At 38.6% G+C, this 14,897-nt stretch carries 13 protein-coding genes; 12 read left to right on the top strand and 1 reads right to left on the bottom strand.

The features are described 5' to 3' along the window. Nucleotides 1-133 precede the first annotated feature (133 nt). The 8 genes from CIL05_RS12045 to CIL05_RS12010 all read left to right on the top strand — a co-directional run bounded on the left by CIL05_RS12045 (nucleotide 134) and on the right by CIL05_RS12010 (nucleotide 8,726). Nucleotides 134-1,225 (top strand): Leu/Phe/Val dehydrogenase, encoded by a 1,092-nt coding sequence (locus CIL05_RS12045; RefSeq protein WP_095655786.1) that lies wholly within the window; start codon nucleotides 134-136, stop codon nucleotides 1,223-1,225. An 18-nt stretch (nucleotides 1,226-1,243) separates the two neighbouring features. Further along, nucleotides 1,244-2,326 (top strand): butyrate kinase, encoded by a 1,083-nt coding sequence (buk, locus tag CIL05_RS12040; protein ID WP_439144838.1) that lies wholly within the window; start codon nucleotides 1,244-1,246, stop codon nucleotides 2,324-2,326. 22 nt (nucleotides 2,327-2,348) lie between these two features. After that, nucleotides 2,349-3,770 carry a dihydrolipoyl dehydrogenase gene (gene lpdA / locus CIL05_RS12035; RefSeq protein WP_095655784.1) on the top strand — a complete coding sequence of 474 codons (1,422 nt, stop codon included), beginning with the start codon at nucleotides 2,349-2,351 and terminating at the stop codon, nucleotides 3,768-3,770. A gap of 66 nt (nucleotides 3,771-3,836) precedes the next feature. Next, nucleotides 3,837-4,829 carry a thiamine pyrophosphate-dependent dehydrogenase E1 component subunit alpha gene (locus tag CIL05_RS12030; protein ID WP_095655783.1) on the top strand — a complete coding sequence of 331 codons (993 nt, stop codon included), beginning with the start codon at nucleotides 3,837-3,839 and terminating at the stop codon, nucleotides 4,827-4,829. A gap of 14 nt (nucleotides 4,830-4,843) precedes the next feature. Further along, a complete protein-coding gene (locus CIL05_RS12025; RefSeq protein WP_095655782.1) occupies nucleotides 4,844-5,827 on the top strand; it encodes an alpha-ketoacid dehydrogenase subunit beta in 984 nt (327 codons plus the stop codon). A 22-nt stretch (nucleotides 5,828-5,849) separates the two neighbouring features. Then, nucleotides 5,850-7,115: a dihydrolipoamide acetyltransferase family protein gene (locus CIL05_RS12020; RefSeq protein ID WP_095655781.1), complete on the top strand. Its 1,266-nt coding sequence runs from the start codon at nucleotides 5,850-5,852 to the stop codon at nucleotides 7,113-7,115. A 104-nt stretch (nucleotides 7,116-7,219) separates the two neighbouring features. Then, nucleotides 7,220-7,651, top strand: a complete 432-nt coding sequence (locus CIL05_RS12015) for a BrxA/BrxB family bacilliredoxin (RefSeq protein WP_095655780.1) — start codon at nucleotides 7,220-7,222, stop codon at nucleotides 7,649-7,651. 106 nt (nucleotides 7,652-7,757) lie between these two features. Next, a complete protein-coding gene (locus CIL05_RS12010; protein WP_206207778.1) occupies nucleotides 7,758-8,726 on the top strand; it encodes an aromatic acid exporter family protein in 969 nt (322 codons plus the stop codon). A gap of 56 nt (nucleotides 8,727-8,782) precedes the next feature. On the opposite strand, the gene prli42 is transcribed toward CIL05_RS12010, so the two are convergent. Then, nucleotides 8,783-8,920, bottom strand: coding sequence for a stressosome-associated protein Prli42 (gene prli42 / locus CIL05_RS12005; RefSeq protein ID WP_095655778.1), 138 nt, complete (start codon nucleotides 8,918-8,920; stop codon nucleotides 8,783-8,785). 137 nt (nucleotides 8,921-9,057) lie between these two features. Between prli42 and CIL05_RS12000 the strand changes: the two genes are divergently transcribed. The 4 genes from CIL05_RS12000 (at nucleotide 9,058) to CIL05_RS11985 (ending at nucleotide 14,421) form a co-directional block, all read left to right on the top strand. Continuing rightward, complete coding sequence (locus CIL05_RS12000; RefSeq protein WP_095655777.1) at nucleotides 9,058-10,710, top strand: acyl-CoA mutase large subunit family protein; 1,653 nt, start codon at nucleotides 9,058-9,060, stop codon at nucleotides 10,708-10,710. Between the two features lie 173 nt (nucleotides 10,711-10,883). Beyond that, the gene (gene mce, locus CIL05_RS11995) at nucleotides 10,884-11,708 is read left to right on the top strand and encodes a methylmalonyl-CoA epimerase (protein WP_095655776.1); all 825 of its coding nucleotides are present in this window, start codon (nucleotides 10,884-10,886) and stop codon (nucleotides 11,706-11,708) included. Beyond that, the gene (locus CIL05_RS11990; protein WP_095655775.1) at nucleotides 11,708-13,255 is read left to right on the top strand and encodes an acyl-CoA carboxylase subunit beta; all 1,548 of its coding nucleotides are present in this window, start codon (nucleotides 11,708-11,710) and stop codon (nucleotides 13,253-13,255) included. Before mce ends, CIL05_RS11990 begins: the two co-directional genes overlap by 1 nt. A 41-nt stretch (nucleotides 13,256-13,296) precedes the next feature. Continuing rightward, nucleotides 13,297-14,421, top strand: a complete 1,125-nt coding sequence (locus CIL05_RS11985) for a M20/M25/M40 family metallo-hydrolase (protein ID WP_095655774.1) — start codon at nucleotides 13,297-13,299, stop codon at nucleotides 14,419-14,421. Nucleotides 14,422-14,897: the final 476 nt, after the last annotated feature.

Genomic DNA, 14,897 nt, shown 5'->3' with positions numbered 1-14,897 from the left:
TGGATCCATTCCAATTCTATTATCTAAGGACATCACGCAATACCCAAGCAAAATGTTTTGAATGTAACGAAATTATTCAATTGTCAAAGAGCAATTTTTTGTTCTTAAATATACTATACGAGGAGGAATAAAAATGGAAACTTTTACTTATATGGAAAAATTCGATTATGAACAGTTAGTATTTTGTCAGGATAAAAACTCAGGATTGAAAGCAATAATTGCAATACATGATACAACACTTGGACCTGCTTTAGGTGGAACAAGAATGTGGACATATGATTCAGAAGCAGAAGCTATTGAAGATGCATTGAGACTTGCTAAAGGGATGACATATAAAAATGCAGCGGCTGGATTAAATCTTGGTGGAGGTAAAACGGTAATCATTGGTGATCCCAAAAAGGATAAAAATCCAGAAATGTTTCGAGCATTCGGACGATACATCCAAGGTCTGAATGGCCGTTATATTACTGCTGAAGATGTAGGAACAACGGAACATGACATGGATCTAATTCATTTGGAAACTGATTTCGTAACAGGTATTTCTGATGCCGCGTCGTCAGGTAATCCATCACCTGTAACTGCCTATGGAATCTATAAAGGAATGAAAGCAGCAGCAAAAGAAGCCTTTGGCGATGATTCTGTAGCAGGAAAAACGGTAGCTGTTCAAGGTGTGGGAAATGTAGCGTTTGCACTATGTGAGTACTTACACAAAGAAGGCGCTGAACTAATTGTAACAGACATAAATAAAGCTGCTGTTCAACGGGCGGTGGACGCTTTTGGAGCTAAGGCAGTTGATCCTGATGCTATCTACGATGTGGAATGTGATATTTACGCACCTTGTGCACTTGGGGCTACTATTAATGACGATACGATTCCTCAATTGAAAGCAAAAGTTATTGCCGGATCTGCAAATAACCAGTTAAAAACACCTAATCATGGTGATATTATTCATGAAAAAGGAATTGTATATGCTCCGGACTATATAATTAATTCTGGTGGAGTAATTAATGTGGCCGATGAACTAAATGGTTATAACCAGGATAGAGCTATGAAGAAGGTGGAAACTATTTACGACAGTCTTACGAAAGTATTTGAAATATCCAGACGTGATAATATCCCAACATATGTTGCGGCTGACCGCATGGCTGAAGAGAGAATAGAGTCAGTAAGAAATTCCAGAAATCAGTTCCTGTTAAATGGACATCATACATTAAGCAGAAGGTAACGGGCGGAGGATAATATCTTGCAATCACTTTATCGAATACTAGTTATAAATCCAGGATCTACATCAACAAAAATAGGTGTTTTTGATGAAGAAAATTGTGTTTTCGAAAAGACGATTCGTCACAGTCAGGAAGAAATAAATCATATTAATCGGGTTATCGACCAGTATGATTTCCGCAAAAATATAATACTTGAAACATTACATTACGAGGGAATAAACATATCAAAATTAAGTGCTGTCTGTGGAAGAGGCGGGTTACTGAAACCAATCGAGGGTGGCACGTATGAAGTAAATGAATCCATGTTAAACGATCTAAGGCTTGGCTTAAATGGTGAACATGCATCCAATTTGGGTGGGATTCTGGCACATGAAATTGCAGCTGGTCTCAACATCCCTGCATATATAGTTGACCCTGTTGTAGTGGATGAGCTTGAAGGAATAGCAAGATATTCCGGAGTACCGGAAATTCCCAGAAAAAGTATTTTCCATGCATTGAACCAAAAAGCAGTTGCAAGAAAAGCTGCAACCGATATAAACAAAAAGTATGAAAATATAAATCTTATCGTTTCACATATGGGTGGGGGTATTACTGTTGGCGCCCATAAAAATGGAAAAGTGATTGATGTTAATAATGGACTTCATGGTGATGGACCATTCTCCCCGGAACGTGCAGGGACAGTTCCGGCAGGGGATTTGATTTCCTTATGTTTTTCTGGACAATATTACCGTGATGAAGTTATGAAGAAGATAGTCGGTCGAGGTGGGCTGATGGCATATCTCGAAACAAATGATGCAGTGGAAGTAGAAAAAAGAATTGCAGCAGGTGATCAGGTCGCTAAACAAATGTATGAAGCAATGGCATATCAGATAGCTAAAGAAATTGGAGCAATGAGTGCCGTATTATACGGGAAAGTGGATGCTATCGTACTTACAGGTGGACTTGCTTATGGCAAAGAATTTACAAACTTGATTACAGAACATGTTCATTGGATAGCGGATACTATTATTTACCCTGGAGAGAATGAATTGCAAGCATTAAATGAGGGTGTATTAAGGGTGCTTCATAAAGAAGAGCTTCCAAAAATATATTCAAATAATTAACAGATAAAGGAGTATACAACATATGGCAAAAGATTATGATCTGGTTGTACTGGGCGGGGGAACCGGTGGCTATGTAGCTGCTATAAGGGCATCTCAACTGGGTATGCAGGTTGCTATTGTAGAAAAAGGGGATCTGGGCGGTACTTGTCTTCATCGTGGTTGTATTCCTTCAAAAGCATTACTTCGCAGTGCTGAAGTATTCAGACAGACAAAAGAGGCCGATAGTTACGGCATCGATATAAATGAATCTACGTTGAATTTTACAAAAGTACAGGAAAGAAAACAATCAATTGTAAACACATTGCATCAAGGTGTACAAGGGTTAATGAAAAAGGGAAAAATTGATGTATTTGAAGGGTTTGGCAGAATTCTGGGGCCAAGTATTTTTTCTCCAATGGCTGGTACGATTTCGATTGAATATGCAAACGGTGATGAAAATACAATGATTGTTCCAAAAAATGTTATAATTGCTACAGGATCCAGTCCAAAATCACTTCCAGGGCTGGAAATTGATGGCACCTATGTCATGAGCTCTGATGAAGCATTGCAAATGGATGAGCTGCCTGGCAACATTATTATTGTTGGCGGGGGTGTAATTGGTATTGAATGGGCATCCATGTTGGCTGACTTTGGTGTGGAGGTTACGGTTATTGAATATATGAATCAAATTCTCCCAACGGAAGATGAGTCAATTGCTAAAGAAGTTGAAAAGCTGTTGAAAAAGAAAGGGATCACTTTTGTTAAAAATGCAAAAGTACTTGCTGACACACTGAAAACAACTGATCATGTAACAATTAATGCTCAAATAGATGATGAAAACGAAACATTTAAAGCTGAGAAAATGCTGGTATCCATAGGCCGTGAAGCAAATTCTGCAAATATAGGAATCAATAACACTGAAATTGTTACAGAAAAGGGGTTTATTCAAACCAATAATTATTTCCAGACAAAAGAATCTCATATATATGCTATTGGTGATGTAATTGGAGGAATGCAATTAGCTCATGTGGCATCACATGAAGGAATAGTTGCAGTTGAGCATATGGCAAATGAAAATCCATTACCGATTGATTATGAGAATATTCCAACCTGTGTTTATTCAAATCCTGAAGTTGCAAGTGTTGGTTTAACCGAAAAACAGGCTAAAGAAAAAGGATTCGAAATTAAAATAGGAAAGTTTCCTTTTAAAGCAATTGGAAAAGCACTTGTACACGGGGAATCAGATGGTTTTGTTAAAATTATTGCTGATAAAAATAACGAAGATTTATTAGGTGTCCATATGGTTGGCCCACATGTTACGGATATGATCTCTGAAGCAGGTCTTGCAAAAGTGCTGGACGCGACCCCTTGGGAGATTTCACATACGATTCACCCACATCCATCTCTTTCGGAAATCATGGGTGAAGCAGCACTAGCTGTAGAAGGAAAACAAATACATGGATAACTACAGAAATTCCCAGCGGTAAAGTATAATTTTAATATGGAAAATAACCAAGAAGGAGGGATTTGTATGTCAAATACTCGTCATGCGGAATTAGGCTTATCAGATGAAAAGGTATTGGATATGTATAGAACAATGCTATTGGCAAGAAAACTGGATGAGAGAATGTGGTTGTTAAACCGTGCAGGTAAAATCCCATTTGTAATCTCGTGCCAGGGTCAGGAAGCAGCTCAGGTAGGGGCATCCTTTGCTTTAGACAGGGAGATTGATTATGTTGCTCCATATTACCGTGATATGGGTGTCGTACTTGCTTTTGGTATGACGGCAAAAGAACTGATGCTTTCAGGTTTTGCGAAAGCAGAAGACCCAAATTCCGGCGGTCGTCAGATGCCAGGACATTTTGGTCAGAAGAAAAATAGAATTCTATCAGGCTCATCTCCCGTTACAACACAGCTTCCCCATGCGGTTGGAATAGCTTTGGCAGCAAAAATGGAAAAGAAGGATTTTGTTTCTTTTGTAACATTGGGGGAAGGATCATCCAATCAAGGGGACTTTCATGAAGGTTTGAACTTTGCAGGAGTCCATAATCTACCTGTTATAACTATGGTAGAAAACAATAAATATGCAATTTCAGTACCAATCGAAAAACAAATTGCCAGTAAAACCGTTGCTGATCGTGCTGTGAGTTATGGAATGCCTGGAGTTACCATAGACGGTAATGACCCATTAGCTGTTTATGAAGCTGTAAAGGAAGCCAGGGAACGTGCAGTGAATGGTGAAGGACCATCATTAATAGAGGCTGTATCCTATCGATTAACCGCCCACTCGAGTGATGATGATGATCGTACATATCGTGAGAGTGAAGAGGTGGAAGAAGCCAGGAAGAAAGATTCTATTATTACATTCGCTGCATACTTGAAAGAAGTTGGAATTCTAACAGAAGAGGTTGAAAAAGAAATAAATAAAAGTATTACTGATATTGTAAATGAGGCTACAGATTATGCCGAAAACGCACCATATGCTGAGGCGGAAAGTGCATTGAAATATGTATACGAAGAGTAGGGAGGGAAGATATAATGCCAGTAATGTCATATATACAGGCAGTAACTACTGCTTTACGAGAAGAAATGCATCGTGATGAGAAAGTATTTGTGCTGGGGGAAGATGTAGGGAAAAAAGGTGGCGTTTTCCGTGCAACAGATGGTTTGTATGATGAGTTTGGAGAACACCGGGTATTAGACACACCACTCGCGGAATCAGCAATCGCAGGTGTTGGAATAGGGGCGGCAATGTACGGGATGCGGCCGGTTGCTGAAATGCAGTTTGCTGATTTTATTATGCCTGCTGTAAACCAAATAATTTCAGAGGCAGCTAAAATGCGTTATCGCTCAAATAATGATTGGGATGCTCCCATTACCATTCGTGCACCTTATGGAGGTGGGGTTCATGGGGCGCTTTATCATTCGCAGTCCGTAGAATCTATTTTCGCTAATCAACCTGGTTTAAAAATTGTTATACCATCAACACCTTACGATGTGAAAGGATTATTAAAAGCAGCAATCCGTGATAATGACCCTGTTCTATTCTTTGAACACAAGCGTGCATACCGCCTGCTTAAAGGTGAGGTACCGGAAGATGACTATGTACTTCCGATCGGTAAAGCAGATGTGAAGCGTGAAGGTTCTGACATTACCATTATCACATATGGTTTATGTGTTCATTTCGCACTCCAGGCAGCAGAAAAACTGGCTGAAGAAGGAATAGATGCACATATTCTTGACCTAAGAACCATTTACCCGCTCGATCAGGAAGCAATTATTGAAGCAGCTAAAAAGACGGGAAAAGTTTTACTGATTACAGAAGATAATAAAGAGGGAAGTATTATTGGGGAAGTTGCAGCAATCATCGCTGAAAATTGTTTATTCGATTTAGATGCACCCATTCAGCGGTTAGCAGGTCCCGATATACCAGCTATGCCATATGCACCAACAATGGAAAAATATTTTATGGTTAATCCGGATAAAGTAGAAAAAGCAATGCGTGATCTGGCGGAATTTTAAATCCCGAAAGGAGGGACATGTAATGGCTTCTGAAAAAATTAATATGCCACAATTAGGTGAAAGTGTTACAGAAGGAACTATCAGCACCTGGCTTGTAAGTGTTGGTGATAAAGTTAATAAATATGATCCAATAGCTGAGGTTTTGACAGATAAAGTAAATGCAGAAGTTCCATCATCATTTACAGGAGTAATTAAAGAGCTGGTTGCTGACGAAGGAGAAACGATAGCGGTTGGCGATTTAATGTGTTACATCGAAACAGAAGGTGGAGCAAGCGAGGATACCTCAGAAAGGGATGCTGAACCTAAGGAAGAAAGTATAAATGAAAAGGAAGTATCTGCTGATCAATCAATGAAAAAGCGTTATTCCCCGGCGGTTCTTAGGATGGCACAGGAAAATGATATTGATCTATCAGAGGTTAATGGAACCGGTCGAGGTGGAAGAATTACACGAAAAGATATTGAAAAAGTAATTAAAACCGGTGAGATGCCAAAACCAGCCTCATCTGAGGAAACAGCTGCTCCTAAAGCTGCAGGTAGTGTTTCTTCTGCATCTAAACAGGCACCTGTTAAACAGCAGGAGACACAAGCTGGGGATATTGAAATACCAGTTACTGGTGTCCGTAAAATAATTGCTGAGAATATGGTACGTTCCAAACAGGAAATTCCACATGCATGGATGACTGTTGAAGCTGATGTAACAGATCTTGTCAGCTATAGAAACCAGGTTAAAAATGAATTTAAACAAAAAGAAGGATTCAGCTTAACATTCTTTGCTTTCTTTGTTAAAGCAGTTGCTCAGGGCTTAAAAGAGTTTCCACAACTAAACAGTACATGGGCAGGAGATAAAATTATTCAGCGTAAAGATATCAATTTATCGATCGCAGTTGCAAAAGATCAGGAGCTTTACGTACCAGTAATCAAGCATGCTGATGAGAAGAGCATTAAAGGTATTGCAAGAGATATCTATGAACTTGCAATGAAAGCCCGGTCCGGCAAATTAACAGCAGATGATATGAGGGGCGGTACATTTACCGTTAACAATACAGGTTCATTTGGATCAATTCATTCCATGGGTGTTATAAACCACCCGCAAGCAGCTATACTTCAAGTTGAATCCATTGTAAAACGTCCTGTTATAATTAATGATATGTTTGCAGCCAGAGATATGGTAAATCTGTCATTATCACTAGACCACCGAATTTTAGATGGACTGGTTTGTGGTCAATTTTTAGCACGTGTTAAGGAATTATTGGAAAACACAAATCAGGATAATACGAATGTATATTAATTAACTCATACATTCTCAGATAGTATGAATTGAAAAATCTAAATAATATTGATAAGCTAATGATAGGTTTTACCAATACTTAAATAAAGGGGATGCTAGTTCAGATGGATTTTAACCTTTTCATGAACGATGTGGTAGACGCTGCACGTAAGGATATAACAGAAGCCGGCTATGTTGAGTTGAAGAGCCCGGAAGATGTGGATAAAGAACTTTCACAGGATGGAACAACTTTAGTTATGGTTAATTCAACTTGTGGATGTGCTGGAGGAGTAGCACGACCGGCAGCTGCAAATTCAATTCATTACGATAAACGACCGGATCATTTACTAACTGTGTTTGCTGGTCAGGACAGGGAAGCAACTGAAAAAGCCCGGGAGTATTTCAAAGGATTTCCACCGTCTTCACCTTCTTTTGCATTATTAAAAGACGGAGAAATTGTTACGATGCTGGAACGCCATGATATAGAAGGTTATAGTGCTGTTGATGTAATAGGTAAACTCCAAAACCTTTTTGAAGAACATTGTGAAGAAGTGTAAAACTTTGTAATCCAGTGGTGAGGCTGTCTCTATTTAATATAGGTCAGCCTCATTTTATTAAGGGTGGATGTTTAAAAAAGATGCTATCTGCAAAGGAGAAATTAATGTGAAAATTGGCTATCGAACAATTAAGACTGCAATAGGTACTCCTGTTGCTATTTCGATTGCTCAATTATTGGGAGTAACAAACTTTGTATCTGCTGGTATATTAACTATTTTATGTATTCAGCCATCCAGAAAACGCTCATTTTTAAGTGCATGGCATCGTTTCCTTGCATGTATCATTGCAAGTATCTATTCCGTGGTATTTTTCGAATTGATTGGTTATAGTCCCATTGTAGTTGGAATAATGTTAGCAGTATTTATACCAACCACAGTATTTTTAAAGATTGCACCAGGTATAACAACAAGTTCTGTCATTATTTTAAATTTATATAGTTCATCTTATATTAATTTCTCATTTTTAATGGATCAGTTCTTATTGATAATTGTAGGTATAGGCACAGGTTTATTATTAAATTTGTACATGCCGAGCCTTGACAAACAATTAAAATCACATCAGAAAAAGCTTGAAGGTAATTTCCAGGTCATTTTGTATGAAATTGCCCTATATATCAGGGATAAAAATAAAACCTGGGATGGAAAAGAAATAACAGAGTGTGAAGAATTACTGGAGGAAGCAACTGAATTAGTGGAGCGTGACCTTGAAAATCACTTGTTTCGAAGTAAACATGCGTACCGTGATTATTTTAAAATGCGTGCAAGACAATTTGAATTATTACAAAGAATGCTGCCACTTGTCACAAGACTCCCTAATCAAGATTATATTTCTGAAAAAATTGCCCAGTTTTTCGAAGAATTATCAGAATCTGTCCATCCGGAAAACACTGCAATTTTATTTTTGGAAGAATTAGTGGAACTGCAAAAAGAATTTAATACGGAAGAACTGCCAACTTCCCGTGAAGAATTTGAAACAAGAGCGAATCTTTACAGACTATTACATGAAATAGAGGATTACCTGCGTATTAAAAGAAAGTATAAAAAAAGTGATATCAAGACGAGGGCTAGTGTTTGATTAAGAAAAGACTGGAACCTTTTGAAAAAGTCCCAGTCTTGATTTTATCTATTTTTTTATATAAACATTGCCAAACCAGCAGTCAGTGAAGATAGTAACATTGCAATAATCATTATATATATTACAAGTCTGGTTCTTTTTTCACGTTTCGATCTTTTTTTAGGTGCAGGTTTATTCGTTTGTTTTGCAGCCATTTTAAATCCTCCTTAAAAATCCACTATACTATTATGTATTTTATCGTTAAAATTGGTATTGGACAAGTATAAAAAAATAAATCGAAAAAAGGATTGAAAAATTATACTTTTAAAAGTGAAATGGAGGTAATACATAAATGACAAACAATAAGGGGAATTTTTCACAAAAAGAGAATTGGGAGAATTCAGTGGATCATGCGGTAAAGCGCTTTCCTGAAAGAAAAGATCCATTTACTACATCTTCTAATATTGAAGTAGATCGTTTATACATAGCAAATAAAGATTCAGAAGGTAATGAATTGGGTTACCCGGGCCAATACCCATATACAAGGGGAATACAGCCGACAATGTATCGCAGTCGACTTTGGACGATGAGACAGTATGCCGGTTTTGGCTCTGCAGTGGAAACGAATAAACGGTTTCGCTATTTATTGGAACAAGGCCAAACAGGACTCTCTGTTGCGTTTGATTTGCCAACACAAATTGGCTATGACTCTGACGATGTCATGTCTGAGGGGGAAGTGGGTAAAGTTGGTGTAGCAATTGATACATTGCATGACATGGAAAAATTACTTGATGAGATTCCACTCGATAAAGTAAGTACATCCATGACGATTAATGCACCTGCAGCAGTTTTACTTTGTATGTATATCGCTGTTGGAGAAAAACAGGGCGTACCTTCAGAGAAGCTGACAGGGACAATTCAAAATGATATTTTGAAGGAATATATTGCCAGAGGCACATATATCTATCCACCAAAACCATCTATGCGTTTAATTACGAATATTTTTGAATACTGTCAGAAAAACCTGCCGAAATTTAATACGATCAGTATTTCGGGTTACCACATAAGGGAAGCCGGATCCAACGCTGTACAGGAAGCTGCTTTTACAATTGCAAATGGGATGGCGTATGTTGATGCAGCTATCGAATCAGGTCTTGATGTTGACTCCTTTGCACCACGACTTGCTTTTTTCTTCAATGCGCATAATAACTTCTTTGAGGAAGTAGCAAAATTTCGTGCAGCCAGAAGAATATGGGCAAAAATAATGAAAGATCATTATCAGGCAAAAGATCCGAAAAGCTGGAAATTACGTTTTCACACACAAACAGGTGGTTCAACATTGACTGCACAACAGCCTGATAACAATATCGTACGTGTAACATTACAGGCTCTTTCTGCTGTAATGGGAGGAACACAAAGCCTGCACACGAATTCACGTGACGAAGCTTTATCATTGCCGACAGAAGAATCTGCACGAATTGCTTTACGGACCCAACAAATTTTAGCAAATGAAAGTGGCGTTGCAGACACAATTGATCCATTAGGCGGATCTTTTTATGTAGAGGAATTAACAGACAGGATCGAAAAAGAAGTAAATGATTATTTAGAGCGGATAACAGAAATAGGTGGAGCAGTTCAAGCCGTTGAAGAAGGATTCATGCAACGTGAAATCCAGCAAAATGCCTATGAGATCCAAAAGGGAATTGAGAAGGAAGAAGAAATCATTGTAGGATTAAATAAATTTAAGGTGGATGAAGAAGTTAATCCTGATTTATTAAAAGTTGATGAGAAATTAGAAAAAGAACAAATTGATTCAATCACATCAATTCGTAAGGACAGAGATTCAAAAAAAGTTGAGCAAGCATTGGGCGCATTAAAAAAGCATGCTCAGGATAACAACAGTAATTTAATACCATATATTTTAGATGCAGTTAAAGTATATGCAACAATCGGTGAAATTTGTAATATAATGCGAGATGAATTTGGCGAGTATGCGGGGATATAAGAGCGGATTCAAAAAGGAGGATAAAAAGGACCGAGAAGTTCAAGGCGGCGTAGCTTTGAGTACCGGAACGTATGCAATTAATACGTGAGGAACGGAAAAGCAAGCCAACGAAGAAATTCGATGTGTCATTTTTACCGGAATTTTTGAAAATCTATTATAAGGGGGAAATAAAGATGGGAAAGATTCGTGTATTAGTAGCAAAACCGGGACTGGATGGACATGATCGTGGTGCATTGGTTATTTCCCAGGCACTTAGGGACCATGGAATGGAAGTAATTTATACAGGTCTCAGACAATCACCGGTTCAAATAGCACAAGCAGCAATCCAGGAAGATGTTGATGTCATTGGTTTGTCATCTTTATCGGGTGCACATAAAACGCTATTTCCTAAGGTAATTGAAGAATTAATCAAACGAAATGCAGAAGATATACCGGTAGTTGGGGGAGGGGTAATCCCGAGTGAGGATATTCCATTTTTGCTGGAAAAAGGAGTTAAAAAAATATTCACCAGTGGCGCCTCTACAGAAGCACTGGCAAATTATATCCAGGAATTAATTCAACCAGGAGAGGTAACTGAAATAAAGCCCAAAAAAATTGCTCACATTGGAATTGCAGTAAAAAGTCTTGATCAGGCACTTACGTTTTACACCGATTTACTGGGTCTGGAGCTGGAAGGTGTAGAAAAGGTAGAATCTGAAGGTGTCAAGGTAGCATTTTTGAAAATTGGTGAGTCTAGAATCGAATTACTGGAAGGGTTAAATGAGTCCTCTCCTATCCAGTCGTTTATTGAGAAAAAGGGGGAAGGGATTCATCATATAGCGCTTGAGGTTGACGATATCGAATCCAGGCTGAAAAAATTAAAAACAGAAGGAATTCAGTTAATAAATAATGAAGCAAAACAAGGAGCACACAATAGTCAAATCGCTTTTATCCATCCAAAAGCAGCAAATGGAGTATTAGTTGAATTGTGTCAGCATGACGAGGGAAGTGAAGACTAATGGATATTTTCGACAAAATTAACGAACTCTATGATAAACGCAGACAAACAGAGCTTGGTGGCGGAGACGAACGAATCGAAAAACAGCATGCCAAGGGAAAAATGACTGCAAGAGAAAGAATCGATTATCTACTTGATGAGGATACTTTTGTAGAATTAAACCCATTTATCGAACACAGGTCTTCTGATTTTGGTATGAATAATAATAATGCCAAAGGTGAAGGTGTAGTTACAGGTTATGGTAAAATATTTGGAAAGCCAATTTATTTATTTGCCCAGGATTTCACAGTATATGGTGGTGCACTTGGAGAAATGCATGGAAAGAAAATTGCAGCAGTCATGGACTTAGCCGCAAAAAACGGTGTACCCTTTATTGGATTAAATGACTCAGGTGGAGCACGTATTCAGGAAGGTGTTTCCTCTCTTGATGGATATGGGCAGGTTTTTTATCGTAACTCCATTTATTCGGGTGTAATCCCGCAGATTTCCGTTATTATGGGTCCAAGTGCAGGTGGTGCTGTTTATTCACCAGCTATCACTGACTTTGTTTTCATGGTTGAAAAAACATCTCAAATGTTTATCACAGGTCCAAAGGTAATTGAGACCGTTACCGGCGAACAAATTTCATCCGAAAATCTGGGTGGAGCACAAATTCATAATGCCAAAAGTGGTAATGCACATTTCAAAGCAGAAAGTGAAGAGGATGTGCTTGATGCAGTTCGTAAATTACTTAGCTATTTACCCGCGAATAATCAAGAAAAAGCGGGGATAAAAGCATACAACGAGGAAGATCAGCTCAGGCCTGATCTGACTGATATCGTTCCTTTTGATGCAAAAAGTCCATATGATGTTAAAAAAGTAATAGCTCAAGTCGTTGATGAAGATAGCTTTTTTGAAATACATGAAAGTTTTGCGAAAAACATTGTAGTCGGTTTTGCAAGAATAAAAGGGGAAACAGTTGGATTAGTTTGTAATCAGCCCAAATATTTGGCTGGAGGACTTGATATTGATTCAAGTGACAAAGCAGCCCGGTTTATTCGCTTTTGTGATGCATTTAATATACCGATCATTACCTTTGAAGATGTAACAGGATTTTTCCCGGGGGTTAAACAGGAGCATGGTGGAATAATTCGTCACGGTGCAAAAATTTTATTTGCCTATTCGGAAGCAACGGTACCAAAAATTACTGTTATTACACGCAAAGCCTATGGTGGAGCATATGTTGCTTTAAACAGCAAATCAATCGGAGCAGATCTTGTTTATGCATGGCCAAATGCTGAAATAGCTGTAATGGGCCCAGAAGGTGCAGCAAATATTATTTTTGCAAAAGAGATAGCGGAAAGTGAAAATCCAGAAAAAACTCGTCAGGAAAAAATTGATACATATCGTGAGAAATTCGCTAATCCTTATGTTGCAGCCGGACTTGGGATGGTTGATGATGTAATTGATCCAAGGGAAACTCGAATCAAGCTTATTCAGGCGTTAGAGATGCTTTACAATAAACAGGAAGATCGGCCGAAGAAAAAACACGGGAATATTCCATTATAGTGTTTGAGCACTCAAAGAAAATACATAGGAGGACTTAAGTGATGAAAAAAGTAAATCAAGATCGGTTAATTAATGAATTTATAGAGCTTGTACAGATTGATTCAGAGACAAAATATGAAGCTGATATAGCAGAGGTTCTAAAGAAAAAGTTTTCAGATCTGGGACTTGATGTTTATGAAGATAACAGCAAGGAACAAACCGGTCATGGTGCCGGAAATCTAATTTGTACATTAAAAGGAAATAAAGAAGATGTAGATCCGATCTATTTCACTTCACATATGGATACGGTTGTTCCTGGAAAAGGAATTAAACCATCCATTCAAGATGGCTATATTGTATCAGATGGAACAACGATTTTAGGCGCAGATGACAAGGCGGGTCTTGCTGCCATGCTAGAATCAATCCGCACATTGCAGGAAAATGAAATAAAGCATGGTAATATACAATTTGTTATTACTGTTGGAGAAGAATCTGGATTAGTTGGTGCAAAAGCATTAGATGGATCTTTAATACATGCAAAATATGGCTATGCACTTGATAGCAATGGAGAAGTGGGTGATATCATTGTAGCAGCTCCTACCCAGGCTAAAGTTTATGCTGTAGTAAAAGGGAAAACCGCTCATGCTGGTGTAGCTCCTGAAAAAGGTGTTTCAGCAATAACACTTGCTTCAAAAGCCATTTCGAAAATGCCACTGGGTCGAATTGATGATGAAACTACAGCAAATATTGGACGATTCGAGGGTGGCAAACAGACAAATATTGTTGTTGACCATGTAGAAATATTAGCAGAAGCCAGGTCATTAATTCCTGAAAAAATGGAAGCACAGGTTGCTAAAATGAAAGATGCATTTGAAACTACTGCTGAAGAATTAGGCGGTTCTGCAGAAGTTTCGATTAAAGTCATGTATCCCGGATTTAAGCAGCAAGCTGGTGACGAAGTTGTTGAAATAGCGCGAAATGCAGCAAAAAACATTGCCCGTGAAAGTAAACTGGTTAAAAGCGGTGGCGGAAGTGATGCCAACGTGATTGCAGGACTCGGAATTCCTACAGTTAATTTAGCTGTTGGCTATGAAGAGATTCATACAACAAATGAACGTATCCCTGTTGACGAGCTTGTTAAAGTAACGGAATTAGTAACAGCAATCATAGAGGAAGTAGCAAAATAATGAACGGCTATTTTTGTTAAGATTTGGGACTGCATCATGGGTTCGTCCCACCGAATTGATTTATTTTTTGTCACAAAAGATGTAGACTGCGAAGTAACTTTTAATGATAATATGTGCTAAATCTACCGCTACGGAAACACATTTCGCTTTCCGCGGGCGGCTGGTGAGCCTCCTCGTGCTACGCACTGCGGGGTCTCACCTATGCCTTTCCTCCCGCAGGAGTCTTCAATGTGTTTCCTCCACTGGGACGGTGCTCTTTCTAGCGTAGGCAGAATACGAAGACTCCTACGGGAACAGCACGCGTCCGAAGACCTCGCAGAGTGGTTTTCTCGAGGAGGCTGAGGCCGTGCCCGTGGAAAGCGAAGTATTCTGTCGGAGCGAGTTTTAGCGCTCAACCATCATTAGAATAAGAGAAAGCGTCATGTTAGATAATTTTCACTATGTCGCAGTTTATATCAACTGCGACATGATTCAAC

Source organism: Virgibacillus profundi (assembly GCF_002287375.1).
Classification (GTDB): Bacteria; Bacillota; Bacilli; order Bacillales; family Amphibacillaceae; genus Virgibacillus_K; species Virgibacillus_K profundi.
The sequence above is the reverse complement of the archived record's forward strand: the minus strand, read 5'-3'. Positions and strand labels throughout refer to the sequence as shown.

Coding starts and splice junctions, on each gene's coding strand:
- CIL05_RS12030 (WP_095655783.1), top strand. CDS start 3,837: ATGTCAAATACTCGTCATGCGGAATTAGGCTTATCAGATGAAAAGGTA.
- CIL05_RS11985 (WP_095655774.1), top strand. CDS start 13,297: ATGAAAAAAGTAAATCAAGATCGGTTAATTAATGAATTTATAGAGCTT.
- CIL05_RS12015 (WP_095655780.1), top strand. CDS start 7,220: ATGGATTTTAACCTTTTCATGAACGATGTGGTAGACGCTGCACGTAAG.
- CIL05_RS12000 (WP_095655777.1), top strand. CDS start 9,058: ATGACAAACAATAAGGGGAATTTTTCACAAAAAGAGAATTGGGAGAAT.
- mce (WP_095655776.1), top strand. CDS start 10,884: ATGGGAAAGATTCGTGTATTAGTAGCAAAACCGGGACTGGATGGACAT.
- lpdA (WP_095655784.1), top strand. CDS start 2,349: ATGGCAAAAGATTATGATCTGGTTGTACTGGGCGGGGGAACCGGTGGC.
- CIL05_RS12020 (WP_095655781.1), top strand. CDS start 5,850: ATGGCTTCTGAAAAAATTAATATGCCACAATTAGGTGAAAGTGTTACA.
- CIL05_RS12045 (WP_095655786.1), top strand. CDS start 134: ATGGAAACTTTTACTTATATGGAAAAATTCGATTATGAACAGTTAGTA.
- CIL05_RS11990 (WP_095655775.1), top strand. CDS start 11,708: ATGGATATTTTCGACAAAATTAACGAACTCTATGATAAACGCAGACAA.
- prli42 (WP_095655778.1), bottom strand. CDS start 8,920: ATGGCTGCAAAACAAACGAATAAACCTGCACCTAAAAAAAGATCGAAA.
- CIL05_RS12025 (WP_095655782.1), top strand. CDS start 4,844: ATGCCAGTAATGTCATATATACAGGCAGTAACTACTGCTTTACGAGAA.